Here is a 20723-nt window from a genome sequence, read left to right on the forward strand (position 1 = left end):
TCGTTCCACCGGGACCACGCCCGCGCGCGAGGAGCCCCGGCCGCACCCGCGCCAGGGTCCCGTCGCCGGCCGGCATCGCGCACGCGCGCGTGGGCCGCCGGGGCCTAGGCATTCACCCGGAGGAATCTTCGGCGTCGCGCACGCGCGCGTGGGCCGTCGTACAGCGAGCGGGGTCCGCGCGCGTGCCCCCCGCGGCGGTCCCGGTGGGTGATCTGCCCTCCGTGCCCGGGGCTGTCCGTGGTGTCTCGTAGTCTTGGGGCCGTGCAGGTACTCCACGACGCCCCCCTTGCCCCGCTGACCACCTTCCGGCTGGGCGGTCCCGCGACGCGGCTGGTGACCGCCGTGACCGACGCCGAGGTGATCGCCGCGGTCCGCGAGGCCGATGACAGCGGCACCCCGCTGCTGGTCATCGGCGGCGGCTCGAACCTGGTCATCGGCGACAAGGGCTTCGACGGCACCGCCCTGCGCATCGCCACCCGCGGCGTCGAACTGCGCGGCACCACCCTGGAGCTGGCGGCCGGCGAGGTGTGGACCGACGCCGTCGCCCGCACCGTGGAGGCCGGGCTCGCCGGTATCGAGTGCCTGGCCGGCATCCCCGGCTCCGCGGGCGCCACGCCGATCCAGAACGTGGGCGCGTACGGCCAGGAGGTCTCCGCGACGATCACGGAGGTCACCGCCTACGACCGGCGGGCCGGCGAGACCGTCACGCTGACGAACGAGGAGTGCGCCTTCTCGTACCGCCACAGCCGCTTCAAGGCCGACCCCGGCCGGTATGTCGTGCTCCGGGTCCGCTTCGGCCTGGAGGACGCGGACGGTCTGTCCGCGCCGGTCAAGTACGCCGAGGCCGCCCGCGCGCTCGGTGTGGAGCCCGGCGACCGGGTGCCGCTGGCCGCCGCCCGCGAGACCGTGCTGAAGCTGCGCGCCGGCAAGGGCATGGTGCTGGACACCGAGGACCACGACACCTGGTCCGCCGGTTCCTTCTTCACCAACCCGATCCTCACCGACGAGCAGTTCGCCGCCTTCCACGCGCGCGTGCGTGAACGGCTCGGCGACGGCATCGAGCCGCCCGCCTACCCGGCGGGGGAGGGCCGTACGAAGACGTCCGCGGCCTGGCTGATCGACAAGGCCGGCTTCACCAAGGGCTACGGCACCGGCCCCGCCCGGATCTCCACCAAGCACACCCTCGCCCTCACCAACCGGGGCGGCGCCACCACGGAGGACCTGCTCGCGCTCGCCCGCGAGGTGGTCGACGGGGTCCACGCGGCCTTCGGCGTCACCCTGGTCAACGAGCCGGTCACCGTGGGCGTCGACCTCTAGCAGCCCGAGAGGCCCGAGAGGCCCGAGAGGCCCGAGAGGCCCGAGAGGCCCGAGCAGCCCAAGTGGCCCCAGCGGCCGGAGTGGCCCCAGCGGCCCGAGCCAGTCCATCGGCCCCGCAGCCCCAGCAGTCCGACCAGCCCACCGGCCCCCGCAACCCCGCAGTCCGAGCACCGGCCCCCGCAGCGCCGCAGCTCACCCGGCCCCGCACCCCCCAGCGCTCAGTACGCCACCCCCACCCCCTGCCCCACCGCCTCCCGGGCGTCGATCAGGGACAGCATCGCGTGGGCGACGTCCGCGCGGCCGATGAAGCGGCCCTTGGGCGGGAAGCCGCCGACCACCGTGCGGTACCGGCCGGTGAGCGGCTTGTCCTGGAGCCGGGGCGGCCGGACGGACGTCCAGTCCGTGTCGCTGCGGGCCAGCGCGGCCTCCATCGCGCGCAGGTCGGTGTAGACGTCCTTCAGGACCGCCGAGACCAGCGCCCGCATCCCGCGGTCCAGGGCGCCGTCGTGCTCCGGGGCCGGGCCGACCGGGCCGGCGCTGACCACCAGCAGCCGGCGCACGCCCTCCGCCTCCATGGCACCCAGCACCGTCCCGGTCAGCCGGGCCGCCACCCCGGCGTCCGCGCGGCTGCGCGCGCCCAGGCCGGACAGCACCGCGTCCCGGCCGCGCACGGCGGCACGCAGCTCCTGCGAGCCGGCCAGGCCGCTGCGGACGACCTCCAGACGCTCGCCGGCCAGGCCGAGCCGGGCCGGGTCCCGGACGACCGCGGTGACCTCGTGCCCGGCGTCCAGCGCCTGACGGACCAGCTCACGGCCGATCCCTCCGGTGGCACCGAAAACGGTGAGCTTCATGGCGGCTCCCCCTGACTTCCTCTGCTCGCGCTGGTGGGTGAGTACTTACTCACCTTGTCGTCTCCTAGAGTGGGCAACCGCTCACCCACCCGTCAAGACCGACAGGAGCCCAGGAGCCCCATGGAGACGCAACCGGCGCGGGTCCGCCTCCTGGACGCCGCGCACGAGCTGATGCTCACCGTCGGACTCGCCCGCGCCACCACCAAGGAGATCGCCCGCGCGGCCGGCTGCTCCGAAGCGGCCCTCTACAAGTACTTCGACAGCAAGGAGGAGCTGTTCGTACGGGTCCTCACCGAGCGCCTGCCCCGGCTCACCCCGCTGCTCGACCGCCTCGCCGCCGCACCGGGCCAGGGCACCCTGGAGGAGAACCTCACCGAGATCGCCCGCCAAGCGGCCCTCTTCTACGAGCAGAGTTTCCCGATCGCCGCCTCCCTGTACGCCGAGACCCAGCTCAAGCGGCGGCACGACGACACCCTGCGCGCCCTCGGCTCCGGACCGCACCTGCCCATCCAGGGACTGGACGCCTACCTGCGCGCCGAACAGGCCGCCGGCCGGGTCCGGGCCTGCGCCGACACCTACGCCGCCGCCTCACTCCTGCTGGGCGCCTGCGCGCAGCGCGCCTTCGCCTACGACGCCACCGACAGCGGCCTGCGGCCGGCGGTGGACGAGTTCGCCGCCCGGCTCGTGACGACCCTGCTGGGCGGCATCGGCGCCCCGGAGTCCGCCGGCTGACCTCAGGCCGCCGGCCGGGTCAGCCAGTCGTCCACGCTCGCCAGCAGCCGCGCCTTGACCTCCGGCGGCGCCGCCGAGCCCCGCACCGACTGCCGGGCCAGCTCCGCGAGTTCGGCGTCGGTGAAGCCGTGGGAGTGGCGGGCGATCTCATACTGGGCGGCCAGCCGGGAGCCGAACAGCAGCGGGTCGTCGGCGCCGAGCGCCAGCGGGACGCCCGCCTCGAAGAGGGTGCGCAGCGGCACGTCCTCCGGTTTCTCGTACACACCGAGCGCCACGTTCGAGGCCGGGCACACCTCGCAGGTCACGCCCCGGTCGGCCAGCCGCTTCAGCAGCCGCGGGTCCTCGGCGGCCCGCACCCCGTGCCCGATCCGGGTGGCGTGCAGGTCGTCCAGGCAGTCCCGGACCGATGCCGGGCCGGCCAGCTCGCCACCGTGCGGCGCCGACAGCAGACCGCCCTCGCTCGCGATGTGGAAGGCCCGGTCGAAGTCCCGCGCCAGGCCCCGCCGCTCGTCGTTGGAGAGCCCGAACCCGACCACGCCCCGGTCCGCGTACCGCACCGCCAGCCGGGCCAGCGTGCGCGCGTCCAGCGGGTGCTTCATCCGGTTCGCGGCGACCACGACGCGCATGCCGAGCCCGGTCTCCCGGGACGTCGTCTCGACCGCGTCCAGGATGACTTCCAGGGCCGGGATCAGACCGCCGAGCCGGGGCGCGTACGACGTCGGGTCCACCTGGATCTCCAGCCAGCCCGAGCCGTCCCGCAGATCCTCCTGCGCGGCCTCCCGGACCAGGCGCTGGATGTCCTCCGGTGCGCGCAGGCAGGAACGCGCCGCGTCGTACAGCCGCTGGAAGCGGAACCAGCCCCGTTCGTCGGTGGCCCGCAACTGCGGTGGTTCCCCGCTGACCAGGGCTTCCGTCAGGGTGTCGGGCAGGCGTACGCCGTGCTTGTCGGCCAGTTCCAGGACGGTCGCCGGGCGCATCGACCCCGTGAAGTGCAGGTGGAGATGGGCCTTCGGCAGCTCAGAGAGATCACGTACACGCTCCATTCCCAGATCCTGCCGTACGTCACGGGCGTCCCGGTAGCCGTTTCCCCCTTCGAGGTCTTGCCCGCACACAGAAGCGGGCCGCCTCCCCGGAGGGAGACGGCCCGCGCGCGTGCGGTCCGGGACTAGTCCCGCGCCTCCGCCAGCAGCTTCTGGATCCGGCTCACGCCCTCGGCGAGGTCCTCGTCCCCGAGCGCGTAGGACAGCCGCAGATAGCCCGGCGTGCCGAACGCCTCGCCCGGGACGACCGCGACCTCGGCCTCCTCCAGGATCAGCGCGGCCAGCTCGACCGTGTCCTGCGGGCGCTTGCCGCGGATCTCCTTGCCGAGCAGCGCCTTGACCGACGGGTAGGCGTAGAACGCGCCCTCGGGCTCCGGGCACAGGACGCCGTCGATCTCGTTGAGCATCCGCACGATCGTCCGGCGGCGCCGGTCGAACGCCTCGCGCATCTCCGCCACGGCCTCCAGACCACCGGAGACGGCGGCCAGGGCGGCGGCCTGGGCGACGTTGGAGACGTTCGAGGTGGCGTGCGACTGGAGGTTGGTCGCGGCCTTGACGACGTCCTTCGGGCCGATGACCCAGCCCACGCGCCAGCCGGTCATGGCGTACGTCTTGGCCACGCCGTTGACCACGATGCACTTGTCGCGCAGCTCGGGCAGCAGGGCCGGCAGGGACACCGCGGCGGCGTCGCCGTAGACCAGGTGCTCGTAGATCTCGTCGGTGAGCACCCACAGGCCGTGCTCGACGGCCCAGCGGCCGATGGCCTCGGTCTCGGCCTCGGAGTACACCGCGCCGGTCGGGTTGGACGGGGAGACGAAGAGGACGACCTTCGTGCGCTCCGTGCGCGCCGCCTCCAACTGCTCCACCGAGACGCGGTAGCCGGTCGACTCGTCCGCGACGACCTCCACCGGGACACCGCCGGCCAGCCGGATCGACTCCGGGTACGTCGTCCAGTACGGCGCCGGGACGATGACCTCGTCGCCCGGGTCGAGGATCGCGGCGAACGCCTCGTAGATGGCCTGCTTGCCGCCGTTGGTGACCAGGATCTGCGAGACGTCGGGCTCCCAGCCGGAGTCGCGCAGCGTCTTCGCGGCGATCGCGGCCTTCAGCTCGGGCAGGCCGCCGGCCGGCGTGTAGCGGTGGTACTTGGGGTTCTTGCAGGCCTCGACGGCCGCCTCGACGATGTAGTCCGGGGTCGGGAAGTCGGGCTCACCGGCGCCGAAGCCGATCACCGGACGCCCGGCGGCCTTCAGGGCCTTGGCCTTGGCATCCACGGCGAGGGTGGCGGACTCGGAGATCGCGCCGACTCGGGCGGAGACCCGGCGCTCGGTGGGAGGGATTGCAGCGCTCATGCCGCCCATCGTTCCAGACCGGAAACGCCCCCGGCACACGGGTTTCACAGACTGAACAGCGGAGGGTCGAGGCGTGAACACGGGTCCGGTTCCGGCCCGTGGCCTGGACGATCTTCGGTCACCCGGTCCCAGCGGCCGCTTTCTGTTCGACGCCGGGCCGCGGAACACGTACACTCTCACCTCGTTGGCCTTCGGCAGCCGTCGCCATGCCGGTGCACACCGGGCACCGGGCTGGATGCGGTACGTTGGGGGACACGCAAAGGGTCGTAGCTCAATTGGTAGAGCACCGGTCTCCAAAACCGGCGGTTGGGGGTTCAAGTCCCTCCGGCCCTGCTACACACACCGCCAGGATGTGTGCGCTTGTACGTACAGCAATGCACCGCCGTGCGGCTCAGAAACCGGGCGCGGCACGGCCACGACCCGGGATCAGGTGAGGACTATGACGGACGCCGTGGGCTCCATCGACACGCCTGATGCCCAGGACGAGGTGCCGGAGTCCAAGAAGAGGGCCCGCAAGGGCGGCAAGCGCGCCAAGAAGGGCCCGCTCAAGCGCCTGGCCACCTTCTACCGCCAGATCATCGCGGAACTCCGCAAGGTCGTCTGGCCGACGCGCAATCAGCTGACCTCGTACACCACCGTGGTGATCTTCTTCGTCGTCATCATGATTGCCCTGGTGACCGTGATTGACTATGGGCTCAACCACGCGGCCAAGTACGTCTTCGGCTGAGCCAAGAGCGAAGGGCGCCGTGGCACCGGCGCCCGTTTTCGCATGTTCCACCCCTATGTATCCAGGAAGAAGCAGCCATCGTGTCTGACCCGAACCTGAACGACGACGCCACCGAGCCCCGCGGGCTGGCTGCCGAGACGGCGGATGACGAGCTCGACATCGTCGAGGGCGCGGACGAGCAGGACGAGTTCGAGGCTGCCGAGGCCGAGGCGGGTGAGCCGGCCGAGGAGGCCGCCCTGCACGCCGAGGCCGCCGAGACCGCCGAGGACGGGGACGACGAGGCAGGCGAGGCCGACGACGAGGTGTCCGGGGACGCCGACGACGCGGAGGCCGCCGACGCCGAGGAGGCCGAGGAGGAGCCGGCCGCTCCGGTCGACCCGGTCGAGGCCCTGCGCGAGGAACTGCGCACCCTGCCCGGCGAGTGGTACGTCATCCACACCTACGCCGGTTACGAGAACCGCGTGAAGACCAACCTGGAGCAGCGCGCCGTCTCGCTGAACGTCGAGGACTACATCTTCCAGGCCGAGGTGCCGCAGGAAGAGGTCGTCCAGATCAAGAACGGCGACCGCAAGACGATCAAGCAGAACAAGCTGCCGGGTTACGTCCTGGTCCGCATGGACCTGACCAACGAGTCCTGGGGCGTCGTCCGCAACACGCCGGGCGTCACCGGCTTCGTCGGCAACGCCTACGACCCGTACCCGCTGACCCTGGACGAGATCGTCAAGATGCTCGCCCCGGAGGCCGAGGAGAAGGCCGCCCGCGAGGCCGCCGAGGCCGAGGGCAAGCCCGCCCCGCAGCGCAAGGTCGAGGTCCAGGTGTTGGACTTCGAGGTCGGCGACTCGGTCACCGTCACGGACGGTCCGTTCGCCACGCTCCAGGCGACCATCAACGAGATCAACCCGGACTCGAAGAAGGTCAAGGGCCTGGTGGAGATCTTCGGCCGCGAGACGCCGGTCGAGCTGTCCTTCGACCAGATCCAGAAGAACTGACGGCACACGTCCCGCAAGCGCCCCCGCCCGTACACACCGGGCCGGGGCGCTTCCGTCGTACCGGGGCCGCCTGTGTCCGGCACGACACCGCCGTGAGGCGGTGGCGGCGCGCGTCCCGTCGTACGCCGTCCGCCTCCCGGCGGCCTGGCCGCGCACCGCGGAGCCGGTCGCGGCCGCCCCTGTACGAGCCCCCGTGCAGGCCGTCTGACCTGGACGATTTCTTGTCCCGAGGGGACAGCGGCTATCGTTGGGCGGTATGCCATCTGCTGGATCATGCATCGGCGTGTAATCCGGATGAAGCGGATGGCCATCAACCTCTCAGCAAGGACCCGGAGAGAGCATGCCTCCCAAGAAGAAGAAGGTCACGGGGCTTATCAAGCTCCAGATCCAGGCCGGCGCCGCCAACCCGGCTCCGCCGGTCGGCCCGGCGCTGGGTCAGCACGGCGTCAACATCATGGAGTTCTGCAAGGCCTACAACGCCGCGACCGAGTCGCAGCGCGGTTGGGTCATCCCGGTGGAGATCACGGTCTACGAAGACCGTTCCTTCACCTTCATCACCAAGACGCCGCCGGCCGCGAAGATGATTCTCAAGGCCGCGGGCATCGAGAAGGGCTCGGGCGAGCCGCACAAGACCAAGGTCGCCAAGATCACCGAGGCGCAGGTCCGCGAGATCGCCCAGACCAAGATGGCCGACCTGAACGCGAACGACCTGGACGCCGCGGCGAAGATCATCGCCGGTACCGCGCGTTCCATGGGCGTCACGGTCGAGGGCTGACCCCACCCCAGCAGTCATGCGGCCGTGAGCGGCCGCACGTGGCAGGGCCTGCTCGGCCCCAGGACCACGACTCCTTTCAGAACACACAGGAGCAAGTTGTGAGCAAGCGCAGCAAGGCTCTCCGCGCTGCGGACGCCAAGATCGACCGGGAGAAGCTGTACGCCCCGCTCGAAGCCGTCCGTCTCGCCAAGGAGACCTCCACGACCAAGTTCGACGCCACCGTCGAGGTCGCCTTCCGTCTGGGTGTCGACCCGCGCAAGGCCGACCAGATGGTCCGTGGCACCGTGAACCTTCCGCACGGCACCGGTAAGACCGCCCGGGTCCTGGTCTTCGCGACCGGCGACCGTGCCGAGGCCGCGCGTGCCGCGGGCGCCGACATCGTCGGTGCCGACGAGCTGATCGACGAGGTCGCGAAGGGCCGTCTGGACTTCGACGCCGTCGTCGCCACCCCGGACCTCATGGGCAAGGTCGGCCGCCTCGGCCGCGTCCTCGGCCCGCGTGGTCTGATGCCGAACCCGAAGACCGGCACCGTCACCCCCGACGTGACCAAGGCCGTCACGGACATCAAGGGCGGCAAGATCGAGTTCCGCGTCGACAAGCACTCGAACCTGCACTTCATCATCGGCAAGGCGTCCTTCGGGGACGACAAGCTGGTGGAGAACTACGGCGCCGCGCTGGACGAGATCCTCCGTCTGAAGCCGTCCGCCGCCAAGGGTCGCTACATCAAGAAGGCCGCCATCACCACCACGATGGGCCCCGGCATTCCGGTCGACCCGAACCGCACCCGCAACCTCCTCGTCGAGGAGGACCCGGCCGCCGTCTGAGCCCCGGCTCAGCCTGGTAGCCGCGTCAGGTACGCGTAAAGAGAAGGGCGGGCCCTGGAACCTCCGAGGTTCCGGGCCCGTCCTTTCTCTGTGCGACCTTTCGTACGACTGTCAGTGGCCTGGGTTACGGTGCAGGCACAGGACACGCAATAGGGGTGGGACAGATGAACAGCACGACCATGCGCCGGGCGGCCCTTTCCATCGCGGTGGCGGCCGCGCTGACCGGACTGGCCGCCTGCGGCACCGACTCCGGCAAGGACGGCGACAAGGCGGGCGGCAAGGCGATACACGTCAGCCCCATCGCGGCCCTGCGCTCTGTGGAGAAGTCCACCGACAAGGCCGACTCGGCGAAGGTGCGCTCCACCACCTCCGTCGGCGACCTGATGTCGATGAGCGCGGACGGCGCGCTCAGCTGGAGCGACGGACTCAAGGGCAACCTCACCATCACCTACACCGGCGGGCAGATGGCCGAGCTGATGAAGAAGGCCGGCACCCAGTCGATGGAGACCCGGTATCTGCCGGACGCCTACTACGCCCACATGAGCGACGCGTACGCCCGGCAGACGGGCGGCGGCACGCACTGGATCAGGTACGCGTACGAGGACCTCGCCAAGGTGGGCGGCGCGTCCGGTTCGTACATGAAGGACCAGCTCCAGACCGCCACCCCGAACCAGTCCGTGCGGATGCTGCTGGCCTCCGGTGACGTCAAGAAGGTCGGCGAGGAGACGCTGTCCGGCGTCCACGCCGTGCACTACTCGGGCACGGTGAACGTGGCCGACCTCGCCGGCAAGACCAGCAACCTCAGCGCCGACCAGCTCGCGGCCCTGAGGAAGCAGCTCAGCCAGGCCGGTGTCACCAAGGACACCATCGACATCTGGATCAACGACCAGGACCTGCTGGTCAAGAAGTCCGAGAAGGCCAAGACCGCCAACGGCGTCATGAGCAACACGACGTTCTACAGCGACTACGGCGTGAAGGTCACCGCTCAGGCGCCGCCGGCCGGCGACACCAAGGACTTCGCGGACATGCTGAAGTCCGGCGGCACGGCAACCGGCAGCGCCACGGGCACCCCTTCCTGACCCTTCCGGCCACCCGGGGCCCCACCGCACCGGTGCGGGCCCGCTGCCCCCGCTGCCCGCCAGGGGCCGCATAGCCCCCTGGCGGGGCCGTGACCTTCCGCATGGCTCGCAAGCCCGCACAACGGCCTCCACGGGGCGTGCTGCGGCAGCGGGGCCCGCGGCGGCGAGCGGCAGTGTCTTCCGCGCGGGCGGTTCCCGCCGACCGGACCGGACGCTCCGGCGGCTCTCGCCCGGAGCCCGCCGACCGAGCCGGACGTTCTGGCGGGCTTCCGCCCGGGACACGACGGCTGCGGGGCGCCCGCGCACGGCCGGAGGCTTCCGCCCACAGCGCGACGCCCCGGCGCGTCCCGCCCGGGGCACGATGACGCCGGGGCGGCCCGCGCACGGCCGGCGGTTCCCGCCCGGCGGGCGACGCCCCTGGCCCGCTCCGCGCGGGGCCGGCGGTTCCCGCCCGGCTGGACTAACGGGCCGGACGTTCCGGTGGCTTCCGTCTGGGGTCCGACGGCTCCGGGGCGCCCCGCGTACGGCTGGTGGTGCCCGGCCGGCCGGTGACGCCCCTGGCGCGCACCGCGCGGGGCCGGCGGTTCCCACCCGGCTGGACTAACGGGCCGGACGTTCCGGTGGCTTCCGTCCGTGGCCCGACGGCCGTGGGGCGCCCGGCGCGCGGCTTGCGCTTACAGTGCGACGCCCCCGGTGCGTCCCGCCTGGGGCACGATGACCCCGGGGCGCACGGCCTGCGCGGTCGGCGGTTCCCGCCCAGCTCGATTACTGGACCGGACGCCCGGGGTCCGACGACCGGGCCGGACGTTCGGCGGCTTCCGCCCGGGGCGTGACGGCTCGGGGGCGCCCCGCGTACGGCCGGCGGTTTCCGCTCACAGTGCGACGCCCCCCGTGGCGTCCCGTCCGGGGTACGACGACTCCGGGGTGCCCCCGCGTACGGCCGGCGGTTCCCGCGCGGGCCCGACGACCGGGTCCGACGCTCCGGCGGCTTCCGCCCGGGACGCGACGGCTCCGGGGCGCCCCGCGTGCGGCCGGCGGTTCCCGCCCGGGACCCGAGGACCGGGCCGGACGGTCCGGCGGCTTCCGCCCGGGGTCCGACGGGTGCGCCGCGCACGGCCGGCGGCTCCCGCCCGGCTCGACTACCCGACCGGACGTTCCGGTCGCTCCCGCCCGGGGCCCGACGGCCGAGCCGGACGTTCGGCGGCTTCCGCCCGGGGCCCGACGGCTCCGGGGTGCCCCCGCGTACGGCCGGCGGTTCCCGCCCACAGCGCGACCCCCCGACGCCTCCCGCCGGGGCCCGACGATCAGGCCCGACGCTTCGGCGGCTTCCGCCCGGGGCGCGACGACTCCGGGACGCCCCGCGTGTGGCCGGCGGCCGCCCACAGCGCGACGCCCCCCGACGCTTCCCGTCCGGGGCATGATGACTCCGGGGCGCTCCTCGCGCGGCCGGCGCGTCCCGTCCGGCACGCGACGTCCGGCGCGCCCCGCGCGCGGATGGCGGGTTCCGCCCGCGGTGCGACGACCCCGCCGCGTCCTGCCCGGGGTCCGGTGATCCCGCCGTGCCCCGCCCACGGCCGGCCCCCTACCGCTCGCGGTCCGGTCGATTTGCTCTGGTGTGCCGTGGTCGCGTAGTGTCCTTCTCGAAGCCAAAGACCGCTGGTCGTTGCCGTGCGCTCGTGTGAGGGTGCGGTGGCCGAAGGATCCGCTGAAAAGTGGGCGACCCGCGCAGGTGACGTGGAAGAACTCCCGGAGTGCGCTCGCCGAGCGTGTGCGTCCCGGTCGAGTCCGCCCCGTGCGCCTGCGCCGGGGCGTTTCGTTTTACCCAGTCCTCCTTCGGGTCCGCGCGGTCCGAATCACCCGGAAGGAGGCCGAGGCTCTATGGCGAGGCCCGACAAGGCTGCCGCGGTTGCGGAGCTGACGGACAAGTTCCGCAGCTCCAACGCCGCCGTGCTGACCGAGTACCGCGGTCTCACCGTGGCGCAGCTCAAGACGCTGCGCCGGTCGCTCGGTGAGAACGCCCAGTACGCCGTGGTGAAGAACACGCTGACCAAGATTGCGGCCAAGGAGGCCGGGATCACGCTGGAGGACCAGCTCTTCGCTGGCCCGACGGCCGTCGCCTTCGTCACCGGTGACCCGGTGGAGTCGGCGAAGGGTCTGCGTGACTTCGCCAAGGACAACCCCAATCTCATCATCAAGGGCGGTGTCCTTGATGGTAAGGCGCTGTCCGCCGACGAGATCAAGAAGCTCGCGGACCTCGAGTCCCGCGAGGTTCTGCTCAGCAAGCTGGCCGGTGCCTTCAAGGCGAAGCAGTCCCAGGCTGCCTCCGTCTTCCAGGCGCTGCCGTCGAAGCTCGTCCGCACCGTGGACGCGCTGCGCGCCAAGCAGGCCGAGCAGGGCGGTGCCGAGTAATTCGGCTCGCTTTCTGACCCGCGTCACAGGAGCGGGTCGCAGCGGGCCGACGTACGCCCGCCTTATCCAGTACATCCGGCACCTGCCGATTTGAGTGGAAGGACCGCCATCATGGCGAAGCTCACCCAGGACGAGCTGCTTGCCCAGTTCGAGGAGATGACCCTCATCGAGCTCTCCGAGTTCGTGAAGGCCTTCGAGGACAAGTTCGACGTCACCGCCGCCGCTGCCGCGCCGGTCGTCGTCGCCGGTGGTGCCGCTGGTGGCGCCGCCGCCGAGGCCGAGGAGGAGAAGGACGAGTTCGACGTCATCCTCACCGGCGCCGGCGAGAAGAAGATCCAGGTCATCAAGGTCGTGCGTGAGCTGACCTCGCTGGGTCTGAAGGAGGCCAAGGACCTCGTCGACGGCACCCCGAAGCCGGTCCTCGAGAAGGTCAACAAGGAGCAGGCCGAGAAGGCCGCCGAGTCCCTCAAGGCCGCCGGCGCCTCCGTCGAGGTCAAGTAAGACCTTCGCGACCGCACCAGCGGCTCCCGGGGCTGTACGGCCGTAGCGCCGTAGCACCGTAGGGCTGTAACGCGAACGCACCGCAGGGCGATCATCCATCCGGGTGGTCGCCCTGCGGCGTTCGCCGGGGCCCGGCCCCGGCTGCCTTGCACCTGTGTTCGTGAGAGGTAAGGTGATCTTCGTCGTGTCCCCGGATGCCCCGGTTCCGGCGAGGAGCCCTTGACGAACCGCACGCAGCGCGCAATTCTCAGGACGCGTCGTCACAAGGATCCGAATCCGAGGCATGGATCGACGGCGAAGAGGGCAGTATCAACGTGCGTTGAGGGCAGGATGCCGAGGGCTTTGACAAGGGCGTTGAGCACAACGAGGGTCTTCGAAAACCCGCACTGGACATCAGTGTGCCAAGTGGCTACACTGACCCTTTGCGCTGCCTGTTAGCTGCCCCCTGCCCGTCACCAGGGGTCTGCCCTCACTTGAGCACAGTCGACCGACCCTACTGACCTGGGGTTTCCGTCCCTGTGTAGCAGGAGAGGGACCGGTACGCGCGTAGTGAGTCCGAGCCCTCGGAAGGACCCCCTCTTGGCCGCCTCGCGCACTGCCTCGACCGCGAATACGAACAACGGCGCCAGCACCGCCCCGCTGCGCATTTCCTTTGCAAAGATCAAGGAGCCCCTCGAGGTTCCGAACCTGCTCGCGCTGCAGACCGAGAGCTTCGACTGGCTGCTCGGCAACACCGCCTGGCAGAGTCGGGTCGAGGAGGCTCTGGAGAACGGTCAGGACGTCCCCACCAAGTCCGGTCTGGAGGAGATCTTCGAGGAGATCTCGCCGATCGAGGACTTCTCCGGGTCGATGTCGCTGACGTTCCGGGACCACCGCTTCGAGCCGCCGAAGAACTCCATCGACGAGTGCAAGGAGCGCGACTTCACGTACGCCGCCCCGCTCTTCGTCACCGCCGAGTTCACCAACAACGAGACCGGCGAAATCAAGTCCCAGACCGTCTTCATGGGCGACTTCCCGCTCATGACGAACAAGGGCACCTTCGTCATCAACGGCACCGAGCGTGTCGTGGTGTCGCAGCTGGTCCGTTCCCCCGGTGTCTACTTCGACTCCTCCATCGACAAGACGTCCGACAAGGACATCTTCTCCGCCAAGATCATCCCGTCCCGGGGTGCCTGGCTGGAGATGGAGATCGACAAGCGCGACATGGTCGGTGTCCGCATCGACCGCAAGCGCAAGCAGTCGGTCACCGTGCTGCTGAAGGCGCTCGGCTGGACCACCGAGCAGATCCTCGAGGAGTTCGGCGACTACGAGTCGATGCGCGCCACCCTGGAGAAGGACCACACCCAGGGCCAGGACGACGCGCTCCTCGACATCTACCGCAAGCTGCGCCCGGGCGAGCCCCCCACGCGCGAGGCCGCGCAGACGCTGCTGGAGAACCTCTACTTCAACCCCAAGCGCTACGACCTCGCCAAGGTCGGCCGCTACAAGGTGAACAAGAAGCTGGGTACGGACACCCCGCTGGACGCGGGCATCCTGACCGTCGAGGACATCATCTCGACGATCAAGTACCTGGTGAAGCTGCACGCCGGCGAGACCGAGACCACCGGTGACAACGGCGACACGGTCGTCGTCGAGACCGATGACATCGACCACTTCGGCAACCGCCGCCTGCGCAGCGTCGGCGAGCTCATCCAGAACCAGGTCCGCACGGGTCTGGCCCGGATGGAGCGCGTCGTGCGCGAGCGCATGACCACCCAGGACGTCGAGGCGATCACGCCGCAGACCCTGATCAACATCCGGCCGGTCGTCGCCTCCATCAAGGAGTTCTTCGGCACCAGCCAGCTGTCGCAGTTCATGGACCAGAACAACCCGCTGTCTGGTCTGACGCACAAGCGCCGTCTGTCGGCGCTCGGCCCCGGTGGTCTGTCCCGTGAGCGGGCCGGCTTCGAGGTCCGTGACGTGCACCCCTCGCACTACGGCCGCATGTGCCCGATCGAGACGCCCGAAGGCCCGAACATCGGTCTGATCGGCTCGCTCGCCTCCTACGGCCGGGTCAACGCGTTCGGTTTCGTCGAGACCCCGTACCGCAAGGTCATCGACGGCCAGGTCACCGACGAGGTGGACTACCTGACCGCCGACGAAGAGGACCGCTTCGTCATCGCGCAGGCCAACGCGCCGCTGACCAACGAGCTCCGCTTCGAGGAGAGCCGCGTGCTCGTCCGCCGCCGTGGCGGCGAGGTCGACTACGTCGGCCCCGAGGACGTGGACTACATGGACGTCTCGCCGCGCCAGATGGTGTCGGTCGCGACCGCCATGATCCCCTTCCTCGAGCACGACGACGCCAACCGTGCCCTCATGGGCGCGAACATGATGCGCCAGGCCGTCCCGCTGATTAAGTCGGAGTCCCCGCTCGTCGGCACCGGCATGGAGTACCGCTCCGCCGTCGACGCCGGCGACGTCGTCAAGGCCGAGAAGGCCGGTGTGGTCCAGGAGGTCTCCGCGGACTACATCACCACGGCCAACGACGACGGCACGTACATCACGTACCGCCTGGCCAAGTTCGCCCGCTCCAACCAGGGCACCTCGGTCAACCAGAAGGTCATCGTCAACGAGGGCGACCGCATCGTCGAGGGCCAGGTCCTCGCCGACGGCCCGGCCACCCAGAACGGCGAGATGGCCCTCGGCAAGAACCTGCTCGTGGCGTTCATGCCGTGGGAGGGTCACAACTACGAGGACGCGATCATCCTGTCGCAGCGCCTCGTGCAGGACGACGTCCTCTCCTCGATCCACATCGAGGAGCACGAGGTCGACGCCCGTGACACCAAGCTGGGCCCCGAGGAGATCACCCGGGACATCCCGAACGTCTCCGAGGAGGTCCTCGCCGACCTCGACGAGCGCGGCATCATCCGCATCGGTGCCGACGTCGTCGCCGGCGACATCCTGGTCGGCAAGGTCACGCCCAAGGGCGAGACCGAGCTGACCCCGGAGGAGCGCCTGCTGCGCGCCATCTTCGGCGAGAAGGCCCGTGAGGTCCGCGACACCTCGCTGAAGGTCCCGCACGGCGAGATCGGCAAGGTCATCGGTGTGCGCGTCTTCGACCGCGAGGAGGGCGACGAGCTGCCGCCGGGCGTGAACCAGCTCGTCCGCGTCTACGTCGCGCAGAAGCGCAAGATCACCGACGGTGACAAGCTGGCCGGCCGGCACGGCAACAAGGGTGTCATCTCCAAGATCCTGCCGATCGAGGACATGCCGTTCCTGGAGGACGGCACCCCGGTCGACATCATCCTCAACCCGCTGGGTGTGCCGTCCCGAATGAACCCGGGACAGGTCCTGGAGATCCACCTCGGCTGGCTCGCCAGCCGCGGCTGGGACGTCTCCGGCCTCGCGGAGGAGTGGGCCCAGCGGCTCCAGGTGATCGGCGCCGACAAGGTCGAGCCCGGCACCAACGTCGCCACCCCCGTCTTCGACGGTGCCCGTGAGGACGAGCTGGCGGGTCTGCTCCAGCACACCATCCCGAACCGGGACGGCGAGCGCATGGTGCTCCCGACCGGCAAGGCGCGGCTGTTCGACGGCCGCAGCGGTGAGCCGTTCCCGGACCCGATCTCGGTCGGCTACATGTACATCCTGAAGCTGCACCACCTGGTCGACGACAAGCTGCACGCCCGCTCGACCGGCCCGTACTCGATGATCACGCAGCAGCCCCTGGGCGGTAAGGCCCAGTTCGGCGGCCAGCGGTTCGGCGAGATGGAGGTGTGGGCACTTGAGGCCTACGGAGCCGCGTACGCGCTCCAGGAGCTGCTGACCATCAAGTCCGACGACGTCACCGGCCGCGTGAAGGTCTACGAGGCCATCGTCAAGGGCGAGAACATCCCCGAGCCCGGCATCCCCGAGTCCTTCAAGGTGCTCATCAAGGAGATGCAGTCGCTCTGCCTGAACGTGGAGGTGCTGTCGAGTGACGGTATGTCCATCGAGATGCGCGACACCGACGAGGACGTCTTCCGCGCTGCGGAGGAGCTCGGTATCGACCTGTCCCGGCGCGAGCCGAGCAGCGTCGAAGAGGTCTGACGGGAGTCCGGCGGGGCTCTGACCCATCAGGGCCCCGCCGACCCCCAGGCCCCCGTTTCAGACCACAGACTTAACAAACCCTGAGAGGGATTGACGCATAGTGCTCGACGTCAACTTCTTCGACGAGCTCCGGATCGGTCTGGCTACCGCTGACGACATCCGTCAGTGGAGCCACGGCGAGGTCAAGAAGCCCGAGACCATCAACTACCGCACCCTCAAGCCCGAAAAGGACGGACTCTTCTGCGAGAAGATCTTCGGTCCGACCCGGGACTGGGAGTGCTACTGCGGCAAGTACAAGCGCGTCCGCTTCAAGGGCATCATCTGCGAGCGCTGTGGCGTCGAGGTCACGCGTGCCAAGGTGCGCCGTGAGCGGATGGGCCACATCGAACTGGCCGCGCCCGTCACCCACATCTGGTACTTCAAGGGTGTCCCCTCGCGCCTCGGCTACCTGCTGGACCTGGCGCCGAAGGACCTCGAGAAGGTCATCTACTTCGCGGCGTACATGATCACGTACGTCGACGAGGAGCGCCGCACCCGCGACCTGCCCTCCCTGGAGGCGCACGTCTCGGTCGAGCGCCAGCAGATCGAGAACCGCCGTGACGCCGACCTGGAGGCCCGGGCCAAGAAGCTGGAGGCCGACCTGGCCGAGCTGGAGGCCGAGGGTGCCAAGGCCGACGTGCGCCGCAAGGTGCGCGAGGGCGCCGAGCGTGAGATGAAGCAGCTCCGCGACCGCGCGCAGCGCGAGATCGACCGCCTCGACGAGGTGTGGAGCCGGTTCAAGAACCTCAAGGTCCAGGACCTGGAGGGCGACGAGCTGCTCTACCGCGAGCTGCGCGACCGCTTCGGCACGTACTTCGACGGTTCGATGGGTGCCGCGGCGCTGCAGAAGCGCCTGGAGTCCTTCGACCTGGAGGAGGAGGCCGAGCGCCTCCGCGAGATCATCCGCACCGGCAAGGGCCAGAAGAAGACCCGCGCCCTGAAGCGGCTGAAGGTCGTCTCCGCGTTCCTGCAGACCTCCAACAGCCCCAAGGGCATGGTCCTGGACTGCGTCCCGGTCATCCCGCCGGACCTGCGTCCGATGGTGCAGCTGGACGGTGGCCGCTTCGCGACCTCCGACCTGAACGACCTGTACCGCCGTGTCATCAACCGCAACAACCGCCTGAAGCGGCTTCTCGACCTCGGCGCGCCCGAGATCATCGTGAACAACGAGAAGCGCATGCTCCAGGAGGCCGTCGACGCGCTCTTCGACAACGGCCGCCGCGGCCGCCCGGTCACGGGCCCCGGCAACCGTCCGCTGAAGTCGCTGTCCGACATGCTCAAGGGCAAGCAGGGCCGTTTCCGGCAGAACCTGCTCGGCAAGCGAGTCGACTACTCGGCGCGTTCCGTCATCGTCGTCGGCCCGCAGCTGAAGCTGCACCAGTGCGGTCTGCCCAAGGCGATGGCGCTGGAGCTGTTCAAGCCGTTCGTGATGAAGCGCCTGGTCGACCTGAACCACGCGCAGAACATCAAGAGCGCCAAGCGCATGGTGGAGCGCGGCCGCACCGTCGTGTACGACGTCCTCGAAGAGGTCATCGCCGAGCACCCGGTGCTGCTGAACCGTGCTCCCACCCTGCACCGCCTCGGCATCCAGGCCTTCGAGCCGCAGCTGGTCGAGGGCAAGGCCATCCAGATCCACCCGCTCGTCTGCACCGCGTTCAACGCGGACTTCGACGGTGACCAGATGGCCGTGCACCTGCCGCTGTCCGCGGAGGCGCAGGCCGAGGCCCGCATCCTGATGCTGTCCTCGAACAACATCCTCAAGCCGGCCGACGGCCGTCCGGTGACGATGCCGACCCAGGACATGGTCCTCGGTCTGTTCTTCCTCACCACCGACGGCGAGCTGCGTGACACCAAGGGCGAGGGCCGCGCGTTCGGCTCCACGGCCGAGGCGATCATGGCGTTCGACGCCGGTGAGCTGGCGCTGCAGTCGCCGGTCGACATCCGCTTCCCGGTGGGCACCATCCCGCCGCGCGGCTGGACCCCGCCGGCCCGCGAAGAGGGCGAGCCCGAGTGGCAGCAGGGCGACTCGTTCCGCCTGCGCACCACGCTGGGCCGCGCGCTCTTCAACGAGCTGCTGCCCGAGGACTACCCGTTCGTCGACTACTCGGTGGGCAAGAAGCAGCTCTCCGAGATCGTCAACGACCTGGCCGAGCGCTACCCCAAGGTCATCGTGGCGGCGACGCTCGACAACCTGAAGGCGGCCGGCTTCTACTGGGCGACCCGTTCCGGTGTCACCGTGGCCATCTCCGACGTCGTCGTTCCCGAGGCGAAGAAGGAGATCGTCAAGGGCTACGAGGCGCAGGACGAGAAGGTCCAGAAGCAGTACGAGCGCGGTCTGATCACCAAGGAAGAGCGCACGCAGGAACTCATCGCGATCTGGACCAAGGCGACCAACGAGGTCGCCGAGGCGATGAACGCGAACTTCCCCAAGACGAACCCCATCTTCATGATGGTTGACTCGGGTGCCCGAGGAAACATGATGCAGATGCGGCAGATCGCCGGTATGCGTGGTCTGGTGTCGAACGCGAAGAACGAGACCATCCCGCGTCCGATCAAGGCCTCGTTCCGTGAGGGCCTGTCCGTGCTGGAGTACTTCATCTCCACGCACGGTGCGCGTAAGGGTCTGGCGGACACCGCTCTGCGTACGGCCGACTCGGGTTACCTCACCCGTCGTCTGGTCGACGTCTCGCAGGACGTCATCATCCGCGAGGAGGACTGCGGCACCGAGCGCGGTCTGCGGCTGCGGATCGCCGAGCGCGGCGCCGACGGCGTGCTGCGCAAGGCGGAGGACGTCGAGACGTCCGTGTACGCGCGCTGCCTCGCCGAGGACATCGTGGTCGAGGGCCAGGTGCTGGCCCCGGCCGGCACCGACCTGGGCGACGTCCTCATCGAGGAGCTGGTCGGCCGTGGCGTCGAGGAGGTCAAGACCCGCTCGGTCCTGACCTGCGAGTCCGCCGTCGGCACCTGCGCGATGTGCTACGGCCGTTCGCTCGCCACCGGCAAGCTGGTCGACATCGGTGAGGCGGTCGGCATCATCGCCGCCCAGTCCATCGGTGAGCCCGGTACCCAGCTGACGATGCGTACCTTCCACACCGGTGGTGTGGCCGGTGACGACATCACCCAGGGTCTGCCGCGTGTCGTCGAGCTGTTCGAGGCCCGTACGCCCAAGGGTGTCGCCCCGATCTCCGAGGCGAGCGGCCGCGTCCGCATCGAGGAGACCGAGAAGACCAAGAAGATCGTCGTCACGCCGGACGACGGCAGCGACGAGACGGCGTACCCGATCTCCAAGCGTGCCAAGGTCCTGGTCCGCGAGGGCGACCACGTCGAGGTGGGCCAGCAGCTCACCGTGGGTGCCACCAACCCGCACGACGTGCTGCGCATCCTGGGCCAGCGTGCCGTCCAGGTCCACCTGGTCGGCGAGGTCCAGAAGGTCTACAACTCGCAGGGTGTGTCGATCCACGACAAGCACATCGAGATCATCATCCGGCAGATGCTGCGCCGCGTGACGATCATCGAGTCCGGTGACGCCGAGCTGCTGCCCGGCGAGCTGGTCGAGCGCTCCCGCTTCGAGCAGGAGAACCGTCGTGTGGTCCAGGAGGGCGGTCACCCGGCCTCCGGTCGTCCGCAGCTGATGGGTATCACCAAGGCCTCGCTGGCGACGGAATCCTGGCTGTCGGCCGCCTCCTTCCAGGAGACGACCCGAGTCCTGACGGACGCGGCGATCAACGCCAAGTCCGACAGCCTCATCGGCCTCAAGGAGAACGTCATCATCGGTAAGCTCATCCCGGCCGGTACGGGTCTGTCCCGCTACCGCAACATCCGGGTCGAGCCGACCGAGGAGGCCAAGGCCGCGATGTACTCGGCCGTCGGCTACGACGACATCGACTACTCGCCGTTCGGCACCGGCTCCGGCCAGGCCGTCCCGCTGGAGGACTACGACTACGGTCCGTACAACCAGTAAGCGAGCAGTCTGAAGGGCGGCCACTCCGTGACGGGGTGGCCGCCCTTCGGCGTGTCCGGGCG

At 69.9% G+C, this 20723-nt stretch carries 14 protein-coding genes and 1 tRNA gene; 12 read left to right on the top strand and 3 right to left on the bottom strand.

Annotated elements, in window-relative coordinates; genetic code table 11:
* Positions 1-261 precede the first annotated feature (261 nt).
* Positions 262-1317 (top strand): UDP-N-acetylmuramate dehydrogenase, encoded by a 1056-nt coding sequence (locus ACH4OA_RS19770; protein ID WP_397969982.1) that lies wholly within the window; start codon positions 262-264, stop codon positions 1315-1317.
* Positions 1318-1535: 218 nt separating this feature from the next.
* Here ACH4OA_RS19770 and ACH4OA_RS19775 read toward each other — a convergent pair whose 3' ends face one another.
* The gene (locus ACH4OA_RS19775; RefSeq protein WP_397946712.1) at positions 1536-2168 is read right to left on the bottom strand and encodes an NAD(P)-dependent oxidoreductase; all 633 of its coding nucleotides are present in this window, start codon (positions 2166-2168) and stop codon (positions 1536-1538) included.
* A 120-nt stretch (positions 2169-2288) separates the two neighbouring features.
* Between ACH4OA_RS19775 and ACH4OA_RS19780 the strand changes: the two genes are divergently transcribed.
* Positions 2289-2900 (top strand): TetR/AcrR family transcriptional regulator, encoded by a 612-nt coding sequence (locus ACH4OA_RS19780; protein ID WP_397946711.1) that lies wholly within the window; start codon positions 2289-2291, stop codon positions 2898-2900.
* Between the two features lie 2 nt (positions 2901-2902).
* Here ACH4OA_RS19780 and ACH4OA_RS19785 read toward each other — a convergent pair whose 3' ends face one another.
* The gene (locus tag ACH4OA_RS19785; RefSeq protein WP_397969984.1) at positions 2903-3943 is read right to left on the bottom strand and encodes an adenosine deaminase; all 1041 of its coding nucleotides are present in this window, start codon (positions 3941-3943) and stop codon (positions 2903-2905) included.
* A 122-nt stretch (positions 3944-4065) separates the two neighbouring features.
* A complete protein-coding gene (locus tag ACH4OA_RS19790) occupies positions 4066-5292 on the bottom strand; it encodes a pyridoxal phosphate-dependent aminotransferase (protein WP_365875345.1) in 1227 nt (408 codons plus the stop codon).
* A gap of 260 nt (positions 5293-5552) precedes the next feature.
* On the opposite strand from ACH4OA_RS19790, the gene ACH4OA_RS19795 reads away from it, so the two are divergent.
* The 10 genes from ACH4OA_RS19795 to ACH4OA_RS19840 all read left to right on the top strand — a co-directional run bounded on the left by ACH4OA_RS19795 (position 5553) and on the right by ACH4OA_RS19840 (position 20661).
* Positions 5553-5625, top strand: a tRNA-Trp gene (locus ACH4OA_RS19795).
* A gap of 106 nt (positions 5626-5731) precedes the next feature.
* Entirely contained in the window at positions 5732-6019 is a 288-nt protein-coding gene (gene secE / locus ACH4OA_RS19800) for a preprotein translocase subunit SecE (RefSeq protein ID WP_365875347.1), read from the top strand.
* Between the two features lie 80 nt (positions 6020-6099).
* Positions 6100-7008 (top strand): transcription termination/antitermination protein NusG, encoded by a 909-nt coding sequence (nusG, locus tag ACH4OA_RS19805; RefSeq protein WP_397938315.1) that lies wholly within the window; start codon positions 6100-6102, stop codon positions 7006-7008.
* Between the two features lie 340 nt (positions 7009-7348).
* Entirely contained in the window at positions 7349-7783 is a 435-nt protein-coding gene (gene rplK, locus ACH4OA_RS19810; protein WP_014674351.1) for a 50S ribosomal protein L11, read from the top strand.
* Positions 7784-7881: 98 nt separating this feature from the next.
* The gene (gene rplA, locus ACH4OA_RS19815; RefSeq protein WP_365875351.1) at positions 7882-8607 is read left to right on the top strand and encodes a 50S ribosomal protein L1; all 726 of its coding nucleotides are present in this window, start codon (positions 7882-7884) and stop codon (positions 8605-8607) included.
* A gap of 164 nt (positions 8608-8771) precedes the next feature.
* A complete protein-coding gene (locus tag ACH4OA_RS19820) occupies positions 8772-9686 on the top strand; it encodes a hypothetical protein (RefSeq protein ID WP_397969986.1) in 915 nt (304 codons plus the stop codon).
* Between the two features lie 1878 nt (positions 9687-11564).
* Positions 11565-12095, top strand: coding sequence for a 50S ribosomal protein L10 (rplJ, locus tag ACH4OA_RS19825; protein ID WP_365875355.1), 531 nt, complete (start codon positions 11565-11567; stop codon positions 12093-12095).
* Positions 12096-12206: 111 nt separating this feature from the next.
* Positions 12207-12596 (top strand): 50S ribosomal protein L7/L12, encoded by a 390-nt coding sequence (gene rplL / locus ACH4OA_RS19830; RefSeq protein ID WP_365875356.1) that lies wholly within the window; start codon positions 12207-12209, stop codon positions 12594-12596.
* A gap of 579 nt (positions 12597-13175) precedes the next feature.
* Positions 13176-16661: a DNA-directed RNA polymerase subunit beta gene (gene rpoB / locus ACH4OA_RS19835; RefSeq protein WP_365875358.1), complete on the top strand. Its 3486-nt coding sequence runs from the start codon at positions 13176-13178 to the stop codon at positions 16659-16661.
* 100 nt (positions 16662-16761) lie between these two features.
* Entirely contained in the window at positions 16762-20661 is a 3900-nt protein-coding gene (locus ACH4OA_RS19840; protein WP_365875360.1) for a DNA-directed RNA polymerase subunit beta', read from the top strand.
* Positions 20662-20723: the final 62 nt, after the last annotated feature.

The sequence above is a fragment of the Streptomyces sp. NPDC017095 genome, from assembly GCF_044332325.1.
Classification (GTDB): domain Bacteria; phylum Actinomycetota; class Actinomycetes; order Streptomycetales; family Streptomycetaceae; genus Streptomyces.